This window comes from Providencia sp. PROV032, from assembly GCF_028484875.1.
GTDB classification, from domain to species: Bacteria; Pseudomonadota; Gammaproteobacteria; order Enterobacterales; family Enterobacteriaceae; genus Providencia; species Providencia rettgeri_E.
In genome coordinates this window covers 95,997-117,596 of the sequence record NZ_JAMPSX010000011.1, presented here as the reverse complement: position 1 = coordinate 117,596, position 21,600 = coordinate 95,997, and the positions used below count along the sequence as shown (strand labels likewise).

The 21,600-nt window shown below is 41.9% G+C and carries 21 protein-coding genes; 19 read left to right on the top strand and 2 right to left on the bottom strand.

The window, feature by feature from the left end; all coding sequences use genetic code 11:
• The first annotated feature begins 5 nt into the window (after window positions 1-5).
• The 10 genes from PSF42_RS10350 to PSF42_RS10305 all read left to right on the top strand — a co-directional run bounded on the left by PSF42_RS10350 (window position 6) and on the right by PSF42_RS10305 (window position 11,549).
• Window positions 6-1,535: an indolepyruvate oxidoreductase subunit beta family protein gene (locus PSF42_RS10350; RefSeq protein WP_125892935.1), complete on the top strand. Its 1,530-nt coding sequence runs from the start codon at window positions 6-8 to the stop codon at window positions 1,533-1,535.
• 10 nt (window positions 1,536-1,545) lie between these two features.
• Window positions 1,546-1,968 carry an acyl-CoA thioesterase gene (locus PSF42_RS10345; protein WP_125892933.1) on the top strand — a complete coding sequence of 141 codons (423 nt, stop codon included), beginning with the start codon at window positions 1,546-1,548 and terminating at the stop codon, window positions 1,966-1,968.
• Between the two features lie 16 nt (window positions 1,969-1,984).
• Window positions 1,985-4,282 (top strand): bifunctional salicylyl-CoA 5-hydroxylase/oxidoreductase, encoded by a 2,298-nt coding sequence (locus PSF42_RS10340; protein ID WP_272679976.1) that lies wholly within the window; start codon window positions 1,985-1,987, stop codon window positions 4,280-4,282.
• A gap of 29 nt (window positions 4,283-4,311) precedes the next feature.
• Window positions 4,312-5,439, top strand: a complete 1,128-nt coding sequence (locus PSF42_RS10335; RefSeq protein WP_125892929.1) for a cupin domain-containing protein — start codon at window positions 4,312-4,314, stop codon at window positions 5,437-5,439.
• Window positions 5,440-5,538: 99 nt separating this feature from the next.
• On the top strand, window positions 5,539-6,450 hold the full coding sequence (locus PSF42_RS10330) for a fumarylacetoacetate hydrolase family protein (protein WP_125892927.1): 912 nt from the start codon (window positions 5,539-5,541) through the stop codon (window positions 6,448-6,450).
• A 9-nt stretch (window positions 6,451-6,459) separates the two neighbouring features.
• Window positions 6,460-7,491 carry a carbon-nitrogen hydrolase family protein gene (locus tag PSF42_RS10325; RefSeq protein WP_272679975.1) on the top strand — a complete coding sequence of 344 codons (1,032 nt, stop codon included), beginning with the start codon at window positions 6,460-6,462 and terminating at the stop codon, window positions 7,489-7,491.
• Entirely contained in the window at window positions 7,488-8,243 is a 756-nt protein-coding gene (locus PSF42_RS10320; protein ID WP_272679974.1) for a maleate cis-trans isomerase family protein, read from the top strand. The genes PSF42_RS10325 and PSF42_RS10320 overlap by 4 nt, the downstream gene beginning before the upstream one ends.
• A gap of 79 nt (window positions 8,244-8,322) precedes the next feature.
• Window positions 8,323-8,835, top strand: a complete 513-nt coding sequence (locus PSF42_RS10315) for a MarR family winged helix-turn-helix transcriptional regulator (RefSeq protein ID WP_272679973.1) — start codon at window positions 8,323-8,325, stop codon at window positions 8,833-8,835.
• A gap of 302 nt (window positions 8,836-9,137) precedes the next feature.
• Complete coding sequence (locus tag PSF42_RS10310) at window positions 9,138-10,784, top strand: Na+/H+ antiporter (RefSeq protein ID WP_248467528.1); 1,647 nt, start codon at window positions 9,138-9,140, stop codon at window positions 10,782-10,784.
• 252 nt (window positions 10,785-11,036) lie between these two features.
• Window positions 11,037-11,549: an AAA family ATPase gene (locus PSF42_RS10305; RefSeq protein ID WP_272679972.1), complete on the top strand. Its 513-nt coding sequence runs from the start codon at window positions 11,037-11,039 to the stop codon at window positions 11,547-11,549.
• 55 nt (window positions 11,550-11,604) lie between these two features.
• Here the strand turns inward: PSF42_RS10305 and PSF42_RS10300 are convergent, their stop codons facing one another.
• Window positions 11,605-12,225 (bottom strand): flavin reductase family protein, encoded by a 621-nt coding sequence (locus PSF42_RS10300; protein ID WP_125892915.1) that lies wholly within the window; start codon window positions 12,223-12,225, stop codon window positions 11,605-11,607.
• Window positions 12,226-12,850: 625 nt separating this feature from the next.
• Here PSF42_RS10300 and PSF42_RS10295 point away from each other — a divergent pair.
• From PSF42_RS10295 to PSF42_RS10255, 9 genes are all read left to right on the top strand, one after another.
• Window positions 12,851-13,180, top strand: a complete 330-nt coding sequence (locus tag PSF42_RS10295; protein WP_248467529.1) for a helix-turn-helix domain-containing protein — start codon at window positions 12,851-12,853, stop codon at window positions 13,178-13,180.
• Between the two features lie 230 nt (window positions 13,181-13,410).
• A complete protein-coding gene (locus tag PSF42_RS10290) occupies window positions 13,411-13,926 on the top strand; it encodes a fimbrial protein (protein WP_125892978.1) in 516 nt (171 codons plus the stop codon).
• A gap of 37 nt (window positions 13,927-13,963) precedes the next feature.
• Entirely contained in the window at window positions 13,964-14,566 is a 603-nt protein-coding gene (locus tag PSF42_RS10285) for a fimbrial protein (protein WP_254879812.1), read from the top strand.
• 88 nt (window positions 14,567-14,654) lie between these two features.
• On the top strand, window positions 14,655-17,207 hold the full coding sequence (locus tag PSF42_RS10280) for a fimbria/pilus outer membrane usher protein (protein WP_272679971.1): 2,553 nt from the start codon (window positions 14,655-14,657) through the stop codon (window positions 17,205-17,207).
• Between the two features lie 47 nt (window positions 17,208-17,254).
• A complete protein-coding gene (locus tag PSF42_RS10275) occupies window positions 17,255-17,959 on the top strand; it encodes a fimbrial biogenesis chaperone (RefSeq protein ID WP_248468410.1) in 705 nt (234 codons plus the stop codon).
• Window positions 17,960-18,006: 47 nt separating this feature from the next.
• A complete protein-coding gene (locus PSF42_RS10270) occupies window positions 18,007-18,417 on the top strand; it encodes a hypothetical protein (RefSeq protein ID WP_272679970.1) in 411 nt (136 codons plus the stop codon).
• On the top strand, window positions 18,410-18,925 hold the full coding sequence (locus PSF42_RS10265; protein WP_272679969.1) for a fimbrial protein: 516 nt from the start codon (window positions 18,410-18,412) through the stop codon (window positions 18,923-18,925). The genes PSF42_RS10270 and PSF42_RS10265 overlap by 8 nt, the downstream gene beginning before the upstream one ends.
• Window positions 18,925-19,458, top strand: coding sequence for a fimbrial protein (locus PSF42_RS10260; protein ID WP_272679968.1), 534 nt, complete (start codon window positions 18,925-18,927; stop codon window positions 19,456-19,458). The genes PSF42_RS10265 and PSF42_RS10260 overlap by 1 nt, the downstream gene beginning before the upstream one ends.
• Before the next feature lie 160 nt (window positions 19,459-19,618).
• Window positions 19,619-20,629, top strand: coding sequence for an adhesin (locus PSF42_RS10255; protein WP_272679967.1), 1,011 nt, complete (start codon window positions 19,619-19,621; stop codon window positions 20,627-20,629).
• 24 nt (window positions 20,630-20,653) lie between these two features.
• On the opposite strand, the gene PSF42_RS10250 is transcribed toward PSF42_RS10255, so the two are convergent.
• Window positions 20,654-21,427, bottom strand: a complete 774-nt coding sequence (locus PSF42_RS10250) for an AraC family transcriptional regulator (protein WP_272679966.1) — start codon at window positions 21,425-21,427, stop codon at window positions 20,654-20,656.
• Window positions 21,428-21,600: the final 173 nt, after the last annotated feature.

The window sequence follows — 21,600 nt, the reverse complement described above, 5'->3', positions numbered from 1 at the left end:
GATGCATGAATTCTTTATCAACTGCATTACCATCAACAAAAGTCGCATTACAGCCGATTAAAATTGCCATTTTAGCCATGGGCGGCGAAGGTGGTGGAGTACTTGCCGACTGGGTTGTCAACCTAGGTGAAGAAAACGGTTATTTTGCTCAAACAACTTCAGTGCCTGGCGTGGCACAGCGCACAGGGGCCACAATTTATTATGTGGAATTATTCCCAGGTGCTGATAACCCACAAACGCCTTCTCCTGTATTAGCGCTGATGCCGATGCCTGGTGATGTTGATGTCGTTTTGGCTTCTGAGTTAATGGAAGCGGGCAGAGCCGTGCAGCGCGGTTTTGTTACCCCAGAGCGCACAACATTAATTAGCTCCACACATCGCGTTTACTCTATCGCGGAAAAATCAGCCATGGGCGATGGGCGAGTCGATAGCCAAGCATTAATTCGCCACACTGCGGCATCTGCGCGTCAGTTTATTCACTTTGATATGGCACAAGCAGCACAAGAAAGTGGCAGTGTGATTAGTGCTGTTTTATTTGGTGCGTTGTTTGGTTCCGGTGTTTTACCATTTAGCCGCGCACAGTTTGAAGAAACGATTGTACGTGGAGGCGTTGGCGTAAAACCAAGTTTGCGGGCTTTCACATTAGGCGCAGAAAAAGCGGCTAAACCCGAAGACGCATATCAGCCGGAATCCACAAATAACACCGTATATTCACCAAAAAATAAACAGGTATCACAACTATTAGCTCGTATCCAACATGAATTCTCTCCTCATGTGCAGTATCTCGTGACGGAAGGGGCTCGCCGACTTATTGATTACCAAGATCCTGCTTATGCCACTTTGTATTTGGAGCGCCTTAATAATCTCTTTGCCCAAAAAGGTGGACAAGATGAGCGTTTGCAACGTGCGCTCGCGCGCCACTTAGCTCTTTGGATGTCCTATGAAGACACCATCCGAGTGGCTGACCTCAAAATTCGTGATAGCCGTTTTGCTCGCGTTCGTAATGAAGTACAGGCAAAAGATAACCAATTATTGGAGATCAATGAATTCATGCATCCAAGAATTGAAGAAATTTGCGAAACGCTTCCCAAAAATTTAGGTCGTTGGTTAATGCGTCCACATTGGTTACACAAAGCGCTTCGCAAAATGACTGAAAAAGGACGGACGATCACTACCAGTTCTTTATTTGGTTTTTTACAGTTGTATCTATTAGCCACATGGCGAAAAGGTCGGCGTTCGACATTACGTTATCAACTAGAAACGCAGCGTATCGAAAAGTGGCTAGCGGTTGTAATTGAAGCAGCGAAAGCTAACCCTGCACTTGCAACCGAAATTACCGAATGCCAACGCGTGGTTAAAGGGTATAGCGATACTCATGCGAGAGGGTTGCGTAATTTTAAAATCCTAATGGACATCGTTGCGCAGCAAGGGAACAAATTAACTCCCATCAATTTGCGCGAACTGCGTGAAGCTGCATTGGCCGATGAGCATGGGAAAGAATTGGAAAAATGCCGTCAACGTTTAGCGATGAATTAAGGATAACATCATGAGTTTACTGACATTTACTAAGCCACACAAAATTCACTTCTCGGAGTGTGACCCTGCAGGGATTGTGTTTTACCCCCAGTATTTCGTGATGTTTAACAATTTACTTGAACGCTGGGTTGATGAATTAGTCCCTCAAGGTTTTGCAGGTTACATCATGGAACAACGCTTTGGTTTGCCGACGGTGCACCTAGAGGCGGAGTTCAAAGCTATTAGCAAAATGGGGGATAACGTGAAGCTAGAGCTGCATGTACAGCGTATTGGTCGCAAGTCTCTGACGTTACATCAACGCTGTGTCGGTGTTGATGACGTATTGCGTATGCAAGTGACACAAACTTATGTCACGACGTCATTAGAAACGCATCAAGCCATCCCGATTCCAGACGCCTTGTATCAGGCATTAACCGCTCAGCAACCCGTGTAAGTAAAGGAGAAATTCCATGAATATTGTGTGTATTGGCGGTGGTCCCGCAGGGCTTTATTTTGGGTTGCTGATGAAACTACAGAACCCAAAGAACCGTGTAGTGGTGGTGGAACGCAATCGTCCTTATGACACTTTCGGCTGGGGGGTGGTATTTTCTGATGCCACGCTCAGTAATTTGCGCCAAGCGGATCCCGTTTCTGCCAAAACGATTTCCGCGGAATTTAGCCACTGGGATGATATCGATGTGCACTTTAAAGGTGTATGTAACCGCAGTGGTGGCCATGGGTTTATCGGTATTGGGCGTAAAAAATTACTCAATATATTACAAGACCGTTGTGTGGAGTTGGGGGTGGAGCTGGTATTCGAAACCCAAGTAACGGATGACCAAGCGATTGCTCAAGAGTACCAAGCGGATTTGCTTATTGCTTCTGATGGCATAAATAGTGCGGTACGTACACGTTATGAAAATGTATTTAAACCGGATATTGACCCCCGTCGTTGCCGTTTTGTTTGGCTAGGTACAAAGAAGATTTTTGACGCCTTTACCTTCTTATTCGCTGAAAATGAGCATGGCTGGTTTCAAGTTCATGCCTATCAATTTCAAGAAGGGTTATCGACCTTTATTGTTGAGACGACGGAAGAAACTTGGCTTAAAGCCGGTATTGACCAAATGTCTCAAGAGGATGGTATCGCTTATTGTGAAAAATTGTTTGCGCCGTGGCTTGATGGCGAAAAGCTGATTGCTAACGCAGCGCATCTACGTGGTGCCGCAATTTGGATCCGCTTCCCTCGAGTCATCTGTGAAAATTGGGTGCATTGGACGCAGCCCGCACAAGGCAAAGACGTTCCTGTGGTTCTAATGGGAGATGCCGCTCATACCGCCCATTTTTCTATTGGTTCGGGAACCAAGCTTGCATTAGAAGATGCGATTGAGTTGTGTGAAAGTTTAAAAACAGCAGAAGGTGATTTACGTAAAGGGTTGGCGCATTACCAGAAGGTACGCAGTGTCGAAGTACTGAAAATTCAGAATGCGGCACGCAATTCGACAGAATGGTTCGAAAATGTTTGTCGTTATGAAAACTTGGCACCAGAGCAATTTGCTTATTCTCTATTAACGCGCTCACAGCGTATATCCCATGAAAACTTGCGAGTTCGGGATGCCGCTTGGTTAGAGAACTACGAGCAGTGGTTTGCGGCACGAGCTGGTGTCACTTCAACGGCAAAAATGCCGCCTATGCTGACGCCTTATCACGTTCGAGGTATCACTCTTCACAATCGTGTGGTTGCATCACCGACACTATTGTATTGCGCTAATCAGGGCGTACCCGATGATTTTCATTTGGTACATTTGGGTAGCCGTGCATTAGGCGGTGTGGGCCTAGTGATGACTGAAATGACGGCTATAGCCCCCGATGCTCGTGTGACAAAAGGCTGTGTCGGTATTTGGAATGATGAGCAAGTCATTGCTTGGCAACGTGTGACTGATTTTGTTCATCAAAAAACGGATGCCAAAATTGGTATCCAACTAGGCCATGCGGGGCGTCGTGGTTCAACTCAGCGAGGGTGGGAAAACGAAAATCACCCAATGGATGCAGATAACTGGCCGTTAGTTTCTGCTTCAGCGTTGCCTTATTTACCGAATATTTCACAAACTCCAGTAGCGCTATCCGAAGCGCAAATGACTACGGTGATTGGCCAATTTGTTGCTGCAGCAAAACGAGCGGAAATGGCGGGTTTTGACTGGCTTGAACTGCAAGCAGGGCATGGTTATTTACTGTCGAGCTTTATTTCACCATTAACTAATCAGCGTACAGATAACTACGGTGGAACGTTGGAAAACCGCTTACGTTTTCCGTTAGCCGTCATTAGTGCAGTGCGTCAAGTGTGGTCAAAACCTTTGACTGTTCGTATTTCATCGACGGACTGGGTGGATGGTGGGACGACAGTTGATGAAGCGGTGGAAATTGGCCGAGCAATGAAGCAAGCGGGAGCCGATATGATTGATTGCTCTTCTGGTGAAGTGTCACCGCAACAGCAACCAGTCTACGGTCGGATGTACCAAACCCCCATGGCAGATCGTATTCGTAATGAAGCAGGAATACCCGTTATTGCGGTAGGGGCTATTACTGATGCAGACCAAGTCAACAGCATTATTGCCGCTGGACGGGCAGATTTATGCGCTTTATCTCGACCATTACTTTCAGACCCTGCATGGGTCTTACATGAATGTGCGCGTTATGGGTGGGAAACTCGTTGGCCGGCATCGTATGAATATGGGCGTCAGCAACTCGTTCAAACCTTGAAATCGCGTTAAAGGCTTTGGCAAACAAAGAGGAAAACAGCATGAGTACACACTCCCATGACCAATATCGAGAAAATGTGGCAGGGCGTGCCGATGTGGCAGACACCCCTGAGCTAGTGGCCTATTACCAAGAACTAGATGCGTTGAAGACAGGTGCATTATGGACGGTTGCAAACAAGATTGAACCGTGGCAACCGAAATCAAGCTCAGTGCCTGTGTTATGGCGCTACCGTGACTTACGCGAACATGTGTTGCGCTCAGTTGAACTAGTGACACCCGAAAAAGCGGGGCGTCGCGTGATTTATCTAAATAACCCAGGCCGCCAAGATGTCGCTGCTGCAGTCGGTTGGTTATATTCAGGTCTACAAGTCATGCACCCGGGAGAGGCCGCTTCGGCTCATGCCCATTCGTCCTCTGCATTGCGGTTTATTATGGAAGGGCGTGGGGCATACACTATTGTCGAAGGGCAAAAAATGATGCTAGAAGCCAACGACTTTGTACTGACGCCGAATGGGACATGGCATGAACACGGTGTTGCGGAGGATGGCTTACCTTGTATCTGGCAAGACGGGTTAGATATCCCCTTAGTCAACGCCATGGAAGCTGGGTTTTACAAAGTGCATCCTGACTTACATCAAGTGCAAACACGGCCTATCGATTACCCCGTGGGTATGTGGGGGGGAACTGCATTACGCCCTCACGATATTGGGTGGAATAAACCTTACTCACCATTATTTAAATACCAATGGGGGCCAACCTACGAGGCATTATGCCGTGCGGCGAAAGTAGCGGATGGCTCAGTATTTGATGATATTTTGATGCACTACACTAACCCTCTTACGGGTGGTCCGGTAATGCCAACTATTGGGGCAAGCATGCAATTGCTACGTCCAGGATTTGTGGGTAAAGCTCATCGCCATACGGGGAGTTTTATTTATCAAGTGGCGAAAGGGCAAGGGTACTCCGTGATTAATGGACAACGTTTTGATTGGCAAGAGCGTGACATTTTCTGCGTGCCATCGTGGATGTTCCATGAACATGTGAATACTTCACAAACCGAAGATGCATGTCTGTTTTGCTTTAATGACTTACCCGTAATGCACTCTTTGGGACTCTATTATGAAGAGGCTCTAGTAGAAAATGATGGTCACCAGAAAGTCATTATCTAGGTGAATACTATGTTTCTTATTGATTAGTTTAATTATTTTACTATTCCAATTTACGTGAAGAAGTGAGTGAGGCAGCCACCTCATTCAAGGAGAAAGAGAATGCGCTTAATAACTTATCGTTCTGATGTGACCGCGGCAGCTCGTTTAGGAGCAGTTGTTAATCAACAAGTAGTGGATTTAGCCCTTTTGGCACAAGAGCAAGGGTTGTACTTGCCTGACAACATGTTGGATTTTATCGATTTAGGTCCACAAGGTGTGCGTGTTGGTACAGAACTCCTGAATACATATCAAGGGCAATTCCCCGCAGGGACTGCGTGGCCGGTACAAAATGTGAAAATTTTGGCGCCGATCCCTCGCCCGCGTAAAAATATTTTTGGTATTGGCTTGAACTATGTTGAACATGTGGCGGAATCCAGCCGCACATTAGACACTTCAAAAGAGCTACCAAAACAACCTGTTATTTTTTCTAAGCCGCCAACCACAGTGATTGGACCGGGAGATGCCATTGAACATAACGCTAAAATTACCCAACAATTAGACTGGGAAGTTGAGTTGGCAGTGATTATCGGTACGCGTGCGAAAAGTGTTGCGGCAAAAGATGCACTTAACTATGTGTTTGGTTACAGCTTGATGATTGATATGAGTGCGCGTGATTGTCGTCGTGCAGGGCAATGGATTTACTCAAAAGGGCAAGATACCTATGCGCCATTTGGACCTTGCATTGTGACGGCTGATGAGATCCCAGATCCTCATACTTTAGATTTAAGCTTGAAGGTGAATGGTGTAACCAAACAATCCTCAAATACACGTCATATGCTATTTAATGTGAATACATTGATTGAAGATATTAGCCAAGGGATCACATTAGAACCCGGTGACATTATTGCCACAGGTACTCCTGAAGGGGTCGGAGCGGGGAGAACACCACAAGAATGGGTATGGCCGGGAGATGTGATTGAAGCATATGTTGAGAATATTGGTGAACTGCGCCATCCAGTTGTCGCCGTTTAAGGGGGAAATATGCTTAATTTGCAGACATTTAAAGCCGCTGCGGTACAAGCCGCTCCGGTGTTTCTCGATACCAATGCGACGGTAGATAAAGTTTGTCATTTAATTGAGGAAGCGGCTGATAACGGGGCGAAATTGGTCGCATTTCCAGAGGTTTTTATTTCTGGTTACCCTTATTGGAGTTGGGTGATGAACCCGATAGATGGCAGCCCATGGTTTGAAAAACTGTGCAAATCTGCCATTGAAGTTCCAGGACCTGAAATACAAAAAATTGCTCAAGCTGCCGCACGCCATCACATCAATGTTGTGATTGGTGTGAATGAGCGAAATCCTAATGGCGTTGCTACGTTATATAATACGTTAGTGACAATTTCTGATGAAGGAAGGATTCTGGGGCGTCATCGTAAATTAGTCCCAACATGGGCAGAAAAATTAACGTGGGCAAATGGAGATGCCTCTTCATTAAAAGTGCACCAGACCAGTATTGGGCCACTTGGGGCGTTAGCGTGTGGGGAAAATACCAATACATTGGCCCGTTTTACTTTATTGGCGCAAGGCGAACTAGTCCATATTGCGAGCTATATCGCCTTACCCGTTGCACCAAAAGATTACGACATGGCTGAGGCGATCCGTTTACGCGCTTCAGCCCACTGTTTCGAAGGTAAAGTTTTTACGGTTGTTTCGTGTTCGACCGTGTCAGAAGAAATTATTGATGCAATGTCTGTAACCCATCCAGAAGCCCGTGAGTTACTGGCTCGACCAAATAGTGCTTTCTCAGGGATCATCGGGCCTGATGGGCGGGTTGTAGGCCAACCTTTGATTGACAAAGAAGGCATTGTTTATGGTGAAATTGATTTGAATCGCTGTATTCAGCCACGACAAATGCATGATATTACAGGCCATTATAACCGTTTTGATATCTTCGATTTACAAGTAAACCGCCGGCCATTAACGGCAGCACGTTTTCACGGTAATGGACAAGACAGTGAAGCCTTAAACGCATTTCCAGAATCAAGTGAGTCATTTGGGGAGAATGAGGTATGAATTTAGCACGTACATATCGTATTGGGCAGATTGTCCCATCATCAAATACCACGATGGAAACAGAAATTCCGGCCATATTACGAGCTAGAGAAGCGCTGTTTTCGGAGCGCTTTACCTTTCATTCAAGCCGTATGCGCATGCAAAAAGTGACCAAAGAGGAGTTGGCAAAAATGGACTCCGATAGTGACCGCTGTGCTATTGAGCTGTCAGATGCTGCGGTTGATGTACTGGGGTATGCCTGTTTAGTTGCGATTATGAGCATGGGGAAAGGTTACCATCGCATTTCGGAAAAACGTTTATTTCAACGTACGGTAGATAATGGCCATCCAGCACCTGTCGTGACGAGTGCTGGAGCATTAGTTGATGGCCTACATGCGATGGGTGCTAAAAAAGTGTCTATTCTAACGCCGTATATGAAGCCGTTGACGCAGTTAGTGATTGATTATATTGAAAGTGAAGGCATTGAAGTGGTAGATAGTATTTCATTGGAAATCCCCGATAATTTAGACGTGGGTCGGCAAAACCCATTAGCCCCAGTGGAAATTACGAAAAAACTAAACACCCAAGTAGATGCAATTGTGGCTTCTGCATGTGTACAAATGCCTTCACTACCTTCAATACAATTAATTGAAGACAGAATAGGTTTACCGGTACTGTCTTCTTCGGTGGCAACGACTTATATGATGTTAAAAAAGCTGGGTTTAGAAACGCGTGTTGATGGGTTTGGTTCCCTGTTGAGTGGAAAGTTTTAGCTGAATTATCGCCGACTTCTGCTACTCTTGATCGGTTGTAACCAAATGCAATAATTCAAGAGTTTATCAAGGGGAGCGAATGAGAAACTCAAAGGTTTTTGTTGATAATTACTTGCCTGCCCTGTTGGGGCAGGCTTGGATGTTAGTATCATCGGAATTTCATGCTATTGTTGAAAAAAAAGGGTTGTCAGTCTTAGAGTGGCGAGTGTTATCCACCCTAGCAGGCAATGGCTCGATGGGGATCACTGAGCTCTCACAAAAAACGGTCAGTAAACAACCGACAATTACTCGCGTACTACAACGGTTAGAGCAGCAGGGGCACGTGGTTCGCCACAGTAACCATAATGGAAGTGATAAGCGCATAACACTTGTTAGTGTGACATCAAGTGGAATGTCACTGGTCGATGGTTTACTTGTTGCAGCTCAGCAACACGAAGAAGCCGTTTTAGCCCCTTTGGGGTTGCGTAAAAGTAAGCTACTTAAGCAAGTACTACAAGAACTTGTTGAGCGGTACAGTATAGAAAACACCAATACAGCTGATAAAAGCACGTCGGATAAAAATAATGCAAAAACGGTAAAAAGGAAAAATTAGGCAGTCAAAATTTATCCAAAGAAACAACAAAGTAGTCGATTAATGATGGTTTGGTCCTATTTTTGATGGCAATACACAGCTTATTATTGATATTGCGCTTAACTATTTATTTATCAAATAGATAAATAAGTTTTTTATGGGTATTTAAGTCAGTGGTGGTTTTTCGCAACCTGATGATAGATAAGCTATTTATTAATTTTATTATTTTTGTATCGATTGATTAATTGCCACTTTACATTGATTCAATTTATCTATTTACTGCATAACTGATAATTAATGATTAGCTAAACATGGAGCAATCAATGTCAGTAGTGACACTTGTACTCGTTTTTTTATTAGCCGTTATTGTGAGCGTTTTTATATCACGATTGCTCAAAGATATTATTCCATTACCCTTGATACAGATAGCATTGGGGGCAGGATTATCTTTATACGGCTTTACGGTTGAGTTTGAACCTCACCTATTTTTGTTTTTATTTATTCCTCCTTTATTGTTTCTTGATGGCTGGCGTATTCCTAAAGAAGCCTTATTTCAAGAAATTAAGCCGATCATGTCGTTAGCTATCGGTCTCGTGGTGGTCACGGTTATTGGTATGGGCTTCTTTATACATTGGCTCATTCCAGCCATTTCTTTGGCCGTCGCTTTTGCGCTGGCGGCTATTTTGTCGCCTACAGATCCTGTTTCCGTATCTGCCATGACCGTCAATTCCCCATTGCCATCGCGGATGGCGCATATTCTAGAGGGGGAATCATTGCTGAATGATGCAACGGGTTTGGTGTGTTTCAGTTTTGCGGTGGTCGCTGCGTTAACAGGCACATTTTCCCTTGTCTCAGCGGCTGGGCAATTTGTATTTGTGGCATTTGGCGGAATTTTAATTGGTCTGCTGGTCGCTTGGGCAATTGGTTGGTTAAATCAATTATTGGTTAAGCGTACAGGGGAAGAACCTGCTATTCAGATTATGATCAGCTTATTGATGCCATTTACGGCTTATTTGTTAGCTGAACATCTACATGTCTCTGGTATTTTAGCGGCGGTGGTTGCTGGTATTGCCATGCACTATGAAAAAATTGCAGGGCGCATGCAAGCCGCTACACGTATGCAAAGTAAAGCGGTGTGGGATACGGTACAAACTGCGTTGAACGGGATGATTTTTATCCTGTTAGGCGAGCAGTTACCGGGTATGTGGACAAATATGCCTGAAGTTGCCGAATCCGCAGGTGCTAGCCACCCTTGGATGTTATTTGTTTATGTGGTGGTGATTACGGTCGCATTGGCTATTTTGCGCTTTAGTTGGGTGTGGATCTCAATGACGCTAACGGTATTCCATAATCGCCGTCGCGGTAAAGAAGCGGATGTCATGCATATTCGTATGATGGCGGTAATGGCGACAGCGGGTGTGCGCGGAGCGATTACATTAGCGGGTATTCTCACGTTACCTTTATTGATGCCTGATGGCTCATTATTTCCGAATCGAGATTTAGCCATTTTCTTGGCGATGGGCGTGATTTTATGTTCATTGCTGATTGCCAGTATTGCACTGCCTATTTTAACGAAAGGGCTGGTACAAGACTTACCTTATGATAATGACGAAATCCGAGCGCGATTGGCTTTAAATGAAGCGGCGATGGCGCATTTACGTGACCTGATGAACCACCCATCGGATGATATGGATGAAATTGCCATGCGTACTGAGGTTGGGGCTCAATTGTTAGAAATCTATGGTAGACGACTCGATAATTCAGATGAAACTGAATCAGATGTCTATGATTTACACAAAATGATTGATATGGAACGTGAGATGTCCAAATCAGCGTTAAAAGCGAAACGGGACGCGTTATATCAAATGCGTAAAAGCAAAAATATCAATGAAAGGGTATATCACCGTTTACGTGATGAACTTGATTTAAAAGAAGAAACGCTTAATCACCATAAAAATGGTAAACATTAGTTAGAGAAAAATGACCTGAATTTATTTAGGTCATTTTTTTATGAATGTCATTCAAGTAGGTTTGACGGTTTGTATAGATTGCAGGTAAGCTAGTAATAATTCTATTTAGGAAATTTATATGTTACAAGGCACTGTTAGCTTAAGCATTATTATTACCATCACTTAGTGGTGGGGATAAGCTACATCCTAAACCCGCCAGATAAGGCGGGTTTTTTGCCCTTATCTGGTTAATTCTTCAGTAAGGAGCTATTTATGAATTTAACAGAAGCCTCACCATTATTAAAAAACCCGCCTCGTTTGCATTTTCTTTGTGGCAAAATTGCTTCAGGGAAATCGACATTAGCAAAACAACTGGCTAACTCCCCCCGTACTATTTTGCTCTGTGAAGATGAGTGGCTTGCTGCCCTTTATCCTAATGAAATTATTGAACTGGCTCACTATGTTGAAAAAAGTACTTTAGTGAAGCAAGTATTAGAAGGCCATATTAAGCAATTAATACAGGTTGGGAATAACATTGTGATGGATTTTCCTGCGAATACACCAATGCAGCGGCAATGGTTAGCGTCACTAGCACAGTCATCTGATGTCCCTTATGTATTTCATGTATTGCAGGTAAGTAATGACGAATGTAAAGCAAGACTTGCAGCGCGTAATTTAGCAAGGGAAAACCCCTTTCAAACCTCTGAAACGCAGTTTGATTTAATTACGGCTCATTTTTCTTATCCAGAAAGTCGCGAACAGTTAATCTGCAAATTTTACCCATAAAAATAACGGCTCTGAGTAATAAACCTCGGAGGATAATTATTACTCAGATTTATAGTCATTTAGGGCGATACATTTTTAAATTTTGCTGCTGTTCTATCCAATAATAATCGGCGGGTCCTCCAGCACGTAATAATGGCTTCTGGCCAGCACAATCATATAACCCATCATTCAATGCGGACTCATCAATATGCACCATAACAACTTCTCCCATCACCATCCAAGTATCCAATAACTGGCCATCAGCACGTTTCAATTGTTGGTATTGTGTGACAACACATTCCATTGAAACGGGGGTTTGAGCAACGCGAGGGGGAGAAACTAATGTAGAAGGTAGAGTCGACAGCCCTGTTAATGCAAATTCGCTTTCACCATGTGCCAGTGTGGCACTACTCATATTTACGTGCTCGCCAAGTGCAAGGGTTGCGAGGTTATACACAAATTCCCCTGTTTCAATGGCATTAGTTACTGAATCTTTTTTTCCAACGCTAGAAAAGGCTAATATAGGTGGTGAGTAATTGAAAATATTGAAAAAACTATAGGGAGCTAGATTGGTTCTGCCTTTGCTATCTTGGGTTGATATCCAACCAATCGGCCTAGGGCCAATAAGTGATGGGATAGGATCATGGGGTAGCCCGTGACCTTGTTGTGGCCGGTAACTGTAAAATTTCGTTATCATTTTTGGAGTCCTTTTTAACGTTACTCTAGCGGATATTTTAACTAGATGTTAGGTGTTTAGATAAAAAATGCGATTAATGTATAAAGAATGCAGTCAGTGGATACGTTATTTTTATTTAGCACTAAGATAGATAACTTAAGATAATAATAATAATTTAAATAGTAATTGATGATTACTTTATTTTAAATGTAGTTGTTTATGTTGGATTTATCATTTAACCCTATTTTTGTGTAAAAGTAGTGGATTTATTTGTTTTAATTGTTTGAATTGTTTTATTCTTTTGAATTTATTTTACCCAGCACGTTAATATTTTTAATTTAATTTATTCACCTTGCTACTATCTCCGTTGTTATGTTGTTTAAGTGATTAATTTATTAGGTTTTTTTATTTATTTTATAAATTATATGATAGACGTTATATAATTTAATAGAAAATAACTATCAAATTATATATGTTCGATCGATATAAACGTGTTTACAGAATTAATTAATAAACCTATATTTAAATTCAATTGCTTCTATCTGTGATTGGATATATCCACTTTTTTACATTAAAACAATTATGGTTTAAATTCAGATTTTGTTTTTTAATTTATTATATGAAGGTGTTGTTTGTTGGAATTAATATGATAAAAACAAATGCATTATTACGTCGAGATGTTGGGTTATTTTTAAGGCAAGCTAGAATTGATAAGTCACTAACAGGATACCAATTAGCGAAAATATTAAAAATAAGTCAACAGCAAGTTTCTCGTTATGAAAGAGGAGAAACAGGTATTAATATTGAAATATTAAATGTCTTTTTGAATGTATTAGAAAAAAATTGGTTAGAGTTTTTTTTCAAAGTATTAGTTAACCATTCAAGTGAAATTGCAGATATAAGAACACAAGATGAAATTTTTTATCTCATCGAAAGATCATTTTTCTACTATTATGGAAAAATGAAAATTAGATGATTTTCAATGGTTTTTATTGAAATAGTAATTTACATATATTACAGCTCTTAGTTTTGTGTCTTCTTTAATTGGATTAAATATGGAAATTAGACTTACGCTATTAATTTTTTAATGGTGTATTTTTTGTAATTTAATTTTTTAATTGAAAGGAAAGATATATGCGATTACCCAAATTAAATATTTCCCCCCAGTTATCAAAATCATCTCGGTTATTTATTTTCACTGCATTGATGACAACTTTTTTATCAACAAACTCTGCAGCAGACAATACAGGCACAGTTGATTTCGAAGGTGTCGTTGTGAGTACACCTTGTAATATAGCGCAATCTTCCCTCAAGCAACTTATTGATTTTGGGCAGTTATCTCGTAGAGCGTTGGAAAATGGTCGTGTAGCTGAAGTGAAATTTAATATTGAATTTACGGGATGTGATTTCGCTGATTTTGATACCGATGCAGCAGGAAAACCCATTGCTGTTAAATCAATGGAGTTAGTGTTTACAGGCCAAAGTTATGCGGATGCAACGAATACTTTGCTTTCTACTTCTGCAGGCAATACCAACAATGTGGGAATTGGTATTGATGGATTTGAATTTGGAAAAGCGAAAGATGTGTTCTCACGCATTATTAATAAGAAGGGAGATAACGTGCTGTCTTTCAAAGCGTTAGCAAAGGCTGTTGATACGACGAAAAGTGTATCGGAAGGTAAGTTCAGTGCGGTAACAAACTTTCGTATTACTTATCAATAACTAAACAGTTTAACCGCCAGTATTGGCTGGTGGTTAAATGAGAGCCAGTAGAGGGGGTGTCGTGGTCAGTTATCAAAGGGCTATGGATATAACAGTACTGTTGGCCATGCTTATTTTTAGTATTCATTCATATGCAGACAGCAAAAGTATTAAACCCTACAACGTCAGTGCAATAACGTTACTTAAAGGTAGCGTCATTGATGCGCCGTGTTCAATATCATTGCAAAACCGCTATCAAACTATTGATTTTTCTTCTTTGGCTCTCGCTTCTGTGTCGAATAACGTGCAACGAGAAATGCATGATCAACCTTTTATTATTGAGCTACAAGACTGTGGTAGTGTTTATTCAACCATTGATCTAAAAACATGGAAGATACGCTTTGTTGGCCAAAGTGCGCAATACATTGATGCTTTTATATTGCAAGGTGCTTCTGAAGGGGTGGGTATTTCGGTATTAGATAATTCAAAAAGACGATTACAGCCTAATAAGGATTATTTATTATCTGACAATGTATTGCATCAAGATAAATCTGGCTACAGCCTTTTCCTTCGTTATTTCCTACGTCTGGAATTAACTGGACAACCTATCCAAGCAGGTCGTTATTACGGACTGATCCGCTTTTTCATCGATTACCAATAACACGCACGAAGAATACGTTTTTATGCGCTTCATTTTGAAGATGCACTCTTATTGCATTTAATCTGGTATAGCGAGGATGGTATAGAGCATGGTGTTCAAAATTAACGCGAAATTGAAGCAGGCTTGGCGTATTGCTTTTCTGTTATCGAGTCTTATGGGATGCAAAGTATTTGCCTCTGAATTTAATACAGATGTTTTAGATGCGGATGATATTCAGAATATTGATATGAGCCAGTTTTCAGTAGCTGGGTATACGCTACCAGGAAATTATGTCTTTACTCTCTTTGTTAATGGGCAACGTTTAGGGGCACCCCGTGATATCTCCGTTTATGAAAATAAGCCAATCGCAGGTGAATCAACTCAAGTCACACAAACCATCTGTATTCCACCAGATGTCCTTGAATTAATAGGTTTAAAGCGTTCGGCGATGGAAAAAGTGACACTTTCCCATAATGGAAAATGTCTTGATTTTTCTGCGTTAGCAGGGGTTCAAACAACCATCGAGCTCAGTACATTGTCGCTGAAAATGACGGTTCCACAAATATGGATGGAATATCGCGACCCTTACTGGGTACCCGCTAATTTATGGGAGGAAGGAATAGGTGGTGTATTTATTGATTACAATGCGAACATTTCTGCAACCAAAGAAACGGATAGTCATCGGCAAATCTATTTATCAAGTAATGGGGTCACTGGGGTAAATTGGGGGGCTTGGCGCCTACGGGGTGATTACAGTACATCTTATCAGAAGCAGCGGGGCGATTACCCTCAAGAGAAACATAACTTTGATTTTACTCGCCTTTATGCGTTTACCTCCTTGAAAGAGAGTGCCTCAATCTTTACGTTGGGGGAAAATTATTTTTATTCGGATATTTTTGAATCTTGGCAATATACCGGTTTTTCTTTAGAAAGCGATGATCGCATGCTGCCGCCTAAATTAGTTGGGTATGCACCGGAAATTATTGGTGTTGCAAATACGAATGCAATTGTGATTGTTCGCAGCCAAGAACGCATTATTTCTGAAACGGCAGTTCCTCCCGGCCCATTTCGTATTCAAACTCTTGATAGCGGCATTCGTGGTGTCTTAGATGTGACCGTCCGCGAAGAAAATGGGGAAGAGAGTAAGTTTAGTATCAGTACGGCCTCGTTGCCTTATTTAACACGTCCCGGACGCGTTATCTATAAGGCTGCTATGGGAAAGACGCGTTATGACAATCGGCATTTAACAGGGGAGCCTGTTGTAAGTGGTGAATTATCATATGGTGTTTCAAATGCATGGTCATTATATGGAGGCACCCAGCTTAATGGTTATTACCAAAGTGCAGCGCTAGGAATAGGGCGAGATCTTTTTTCAATCGGTGCGGTTTCTTTTGATATCACACAATCTTTTGCCGATTTTTCAGATAAAAGACGCCAAGGACGTTCTTATCGCGTTAATTATGCAAAATCTTTCGATGATTTACGTACTGACATTACCTTTGCAGGTTACCGATTTGCTGACAAAGAATACCGAACATTGACGCAGTTTATGGATGAAGACAGAGTTGGTTATAGTGTTCAGGCGGCAAAAGAAAATTATCAATTATATTTAAATAAATATTTCGATGATTTCAACATTTCTCTTAATTATCAATATAGTACGTATTGGCAACATGACTCACAAACACAATACGGTTTATACGTTAATGCGCCTTTAAACTTCCCTCTTTTGTCCCAAAATGCGGCAAATTTATCATTATCAGCGAGCCGTACAGAGCGAGACAATGGTAATGAAGATGATGCCATTAATCTGTATCTCACTGTACCGTTATTTCGTGGACATAGTGTCACATTCTCTGAACTCTACTCACGCTCAGCGGGGAATAACCAATTTAATCATCAGGTTGGATATAGCGGTTATGGGGAGCAGGATAATTTTAATATCAACGTTGGTTATAACCATGGGCAAAATATAGATAACCAAGTCAGTTTGAGTGGTTTCTATTCACGAGATATCTCTCAAGCAAGTACATCTCTAAATGCGAGCTATGTACCTGATCAGTACCACAGTATTGGTGGATCAATAAATGGTGGGCTCACATTAACCTCTAAAGGGGCGGCCTTACACCGCTCAGCGCACGGTGATACACGACTTATGATTGAAACACCGGGGGTGAGCGGGGTTCCTCTCGAAAATGGTGTAACTAAAACCAATGCATTTGGATTGGCCGTTATTCCCAATGTGAATAGTTATCGAAAATCTACCGCTTCAATCAATACCAGCCAGTTACCCGATGATATAGAAAGCCTCGATCCCTCAACGGATATTACGTTAACCAAAGGTGCCATCGGTTATCGCAGTTTATCGGTGATGAAAGGCGAAAAGTTATTCGCTGTCTTTGTTCAGTCGGATGGGAAGCACCCGCCTTTTGGCGCCAGTGTACGTAATAAAAATAATCAAGAATTGGGGCTTGTGGGTGAAGGTGGTGTGACGTGGTTAGTGGGGGTTTCACCTCAAGAAAAGTTGTCGTTGTATTGGAATAACCAGTCACAGTGTGAGTTATCTCTACCTGAAAAATTAAATGGGCTTACGGATTTGTTATTGCTGCCATGCTCTTCAGTCAAAGCGCTCCGTTCAGTTAATTCATCATCAAGTAAATGATTATGAGGCTAATTATGTGGAAGTTAGATATCTATTATCAATGGATTATGAGAGTTCTGTTTGTCATACCAATATTGTCTTTTAATACTGATGCCGCAGTGACCTTGGATCGCACTCGGATCATTTTCCCTGGGGATGCGAAATCGATCAATATCAAGATAACCAATGATAATCCAGAAGAAGCATATCTCGCGCAAAGTTGGATTGAAGACCCGCAAGGTAACAAGTTAATAAAAGGAGCGTTATTAGCCACGCCACCTCTACAGCGTGTCGAGCCGAGGAGTCAAAGCTTAGTTCGTTTGAGTTTGACGCCTTTGCTTAGTCAGTTACCGCAAGATAGGGAATCCGTATTTTATTTTAATTTACGAGAAGTCCCGCCTAAATCTCATGATGCGAATACCTTACAAATTGCTTTGCAATCGCGGGTGAAGCTTTTTTATCGGCCCCCGTCCATTTTAGCCGAGTCAGAAACAAACTGGGCACATAAGGTCACACTAATGAAAACCAATAAAGGGTATCAACTCAATAATTCAACACCTTTCAATTTGACGGTTATTGGTTTGGGTAATAACCAAAAGCAGTCTGAACAAAGTCAATTTGAGGTGGTGATGGTGCCGCCGAAATCCACCCAAGAATTTGTTTCCCAGCCGCTGACAAAGCCACATTTAACCTATATCAACGACTATGGCGGAAAACCGACTTTGGCTTTTCGTTGTCAGCAAAAGGTTTGCACTGTGGTTGATGAACGTTAGTTAAGTCGGGAAATATGCCTAGCATTAATAATAGAAGGAGTAATGCATTGATAAAACATATGCTTATCGGTCTATTTTTCATCAGCGGCATGGTCATCAGTGGCGCGATAGGCGGGATGGCTTCGGCGAGCGAGTTTTTAAATCATACTGCAGTGAATGAATCGCATTATGAAGATTCAAATAGTGGATGGTTAGAAGTGAGCGCTCGGTTATTCAATTCGCCTTGCCACTTAAAAATATCAACTTCAACGGTGATATTGACTCAATGTGGCGCAGGCGGTGCATTTTCTGCGGATAAAACGCAAACAACGCCCGCACAAATACGCTTCTATGATGTGCAGAATGGAAATGTGACGACCATAGAAAAAATGAATTTATTCAACGGTAATAATTTTATTCACCCACCAGCTTCAATGCATAAATCGAATTTATTACGGTTGGAGGTGGTTTATGAGTAAGGCAATTTTACTTTTAAGCCTTGTATTTCCTATCTTTGGTTGGAGTAAGGAAAGCCTAGATGTGGAATTTAGCGGCATTTTAGTCAACAAAACCTGTCAGTTAGCGGCTGATTCCATCAATAAGCAGGTGAAAATTGAAAATATACGGTTGAAGTCGATTAATAATAACATTACCAGTGATATCACCCCCTTTTTTATCACGATTGAAAAATGTAGTCAGTCTGACCTCAATAAGATGATAAAGATTACTTGGAAGAGCCCAAAGCGCGTTAGTGTCGAGGGGCAAAGTTACCTTGGAACAGATGGAGATAGTGGTGTACTGCTGGGGGTGGTTGATAAGCAAAGAACACTTGTGGTTTGGGAACAATCAATTGAGGTCGAGCCTGTTACGGTTGCCGATGGGACTCAACAATTGGAATTTGGGGTGTTTGCCCGTAAAAACCCGTTGAATGAGGCAAAACAAGGCTTTTTTTCAAGCTCAGCGACTTTTTCATTGGAGTATGAGTGATGAATACAATCAATTGGTTATCTAAATTTATTTTGTGTTTTTTATGCTTCTCTTTTATAGCTAAATCAGATGTTTTAATTGATGTTAGTGCGACGCTAGTCGACCCTGCCTGTCATCTTCGTAGTGAAGACAACAGCACGCCGTTAAAAATCCATTTTGGGGTGATTAATATACCGCATAATTCTGATGATATTTCCCAATCCCATACATTTCCTTTGTATTTAACTGGCTGTAATTGGAATAAAGCGCTCGGTATTATGATTAACCCCAAAAACAGTAACACGATGGTCTATCAAGGAAAAAACATTTTATCAACGGATACTGATGGCCTTGGTATTAATATCAACAATATAACTGGTGGTGTGGCTCATCCACTTGAAGTTAATCAAATTCAGCAAATATTCCCAGAGCAAATAGATGCCACTTTGCAGCGAATTATTTTACAAGCTGACCTCGTTAGTACCCTACCAGCGAGCCAACTCCGTGCTGGAAAATTTAGTGCTATTGCCATGATTTCGGTCACTTACTATTAAGGCGGTAATATCGGTTATGTCTAATTTTCAAATCCTATTTCAGTTGGTTTCTTGCTCTATGGTGAAAATACCATTTCCCTTATTTTTGAGGAGAGAGTTCTTTAAACAACCATCTAGCTTATTAATGTATTTTTTGGTAGTCATTCTTAGTTTGTATGGAATGAAAGCTCATGCAGACTATGCACCCCGAATACAAAATTCCAATTCAGGTTATTCAATTCGGATCGATAGCAATAGTGTTATTGAACCCATTGCACGAGTTGGCTCTGATGGCAAAAATTATTATCGTGTAGGAAACCCTATTGTTATTGACGGTACTAGTGCTCAAGTGAGCGTGTCTGGCTTAGTTGACTGTGTTGGGAGACGATGGGGAAGCAGTAATACAAGAATTCATTCGTCACAGGCATTTCATCGTTTGTTTATGTATGTGGCTTCTGCGGGAGTCACGATTGACGGAAAAACGACCTACCGGATCAATAACAATTTAGTGATGACGGTGGAAACTCCGATAATAAATTGGATAAATATTGATGCAGGAATGTGCTCATATGCTTATGTGGGGCTTGTTAGGTCTGCTCAAGAGTTTACCAGTCAATTTCCGGTTACTATTACATTTTTTATTAATGAGCAAATTATTGATGGAAAACTGGTTATTCCTGCAATGGATTTAGCGGGCTATGTTCGCGCTTTTACTGAACCTAAAACAGCGCCTCCCTTTGAGAGCTGGCCTTTATCTGAATCAACAGTGCCAATGCGTCTTGCCGCTTCCCAGTTAAATGTGAAAGCAATGTGCTCCACGCAAACGAGCTCAGGGCAGGCTAGCACAGTCAATTTGCGACACGGACAATTAAGTAGTATTCATTACGATAGCTTGGTGACGGAAAGTATCAGATACACGTGCAAATTTGCTGCCTTAACGAAGGTAAGGTTACGGTTAGACTATGCCACAGATGGTGATCCACAAAAACGTTTGCCGATGAAAGATGCTTCAAATAGAACAATTTACAGTCAATTAGACATTGTGGATGAGCAAACCGGGGCGACAGGCACAGACATTCGTGTGGGGATTCAGTCAGATCGTACTATTCAGATACGTAGTCGTATTCAAGGCAGCAATGCAGACGCAGGAAGCTATCAAGGGTCTGCATGGTTAATCGCCACATTTGATTAAATGGAGTTTGTGAATGGTTAGATATTATCCACCAATTCTCTGAATAAAGCTGGATGGACTTTGCCCTAACCATTTTTTAAACATGGTCGAAAAAGACCCAACGCTATTGTAGCCTAAATCGAATGCGACCTCGGTAATGGATTTACCCGCAGAAATGTGGGTAATCGCACTTAATAAACAAGCTTGCTGGCGCCAGTCAGAGAAAGATAACCCTGTTTGAGCACCAAAAAAACGGCTAAATGAACGCTCACTTTTGTGCAGTTTTGCCGCCCATTCCTGTGGTAATGAGGTGATTTGTGGGGCTTTTAGGAATTCCCGGCACAATTGGGCTAAATGTTCATCCCGTGGGATTGGGGCGTAGAAAGGCAGGGGTTCTGCTTGTGCAATTTCATGCAAAATCAACTGGTACATCACACCATCACGGCCATTTAAATCATATTCAATTGGGGTATCAACCGCTTCAAGCAATAGCTGACGAAGTAAGGGGGAAACCCTGAGCACTTCACATTTGTTTCCCCTACGTGGAGCGGCTTTGGGCTCAATGTATAAGCTACGCGTACTGACATTCAACATGCGTGTTTCATGAGGCGTATTACAGGGGATCCAAACACCACTATCAGGTGGTATGACCCATTCGCCATCTGCTGTACTCACTTCAATCAAGCCTGTCGCACCATATAGAAACTGGGCACGGCGGTGAACGTGTGAATCAAGCAACACGTTTGGTAGGTAGTCAGTGCCGATAGCTAACACATCACGTGGAGTTGCATCGACCGTTTTCAGGGGAATATTTCGCATAGGAATTTATCTTGGCTGAGATTCAAAGGTTATCATCTATTTTCTGAATATAGGCAATTTTTATTGATATAACCACATGTTTTCCATGGTTGGCTGAAATTCCAATGTGTTTGGCGGTTTTTCGAAAGTTGGCAAGCAGGGAAATGATTACTCTAGCGCGGCAACCTAATGTA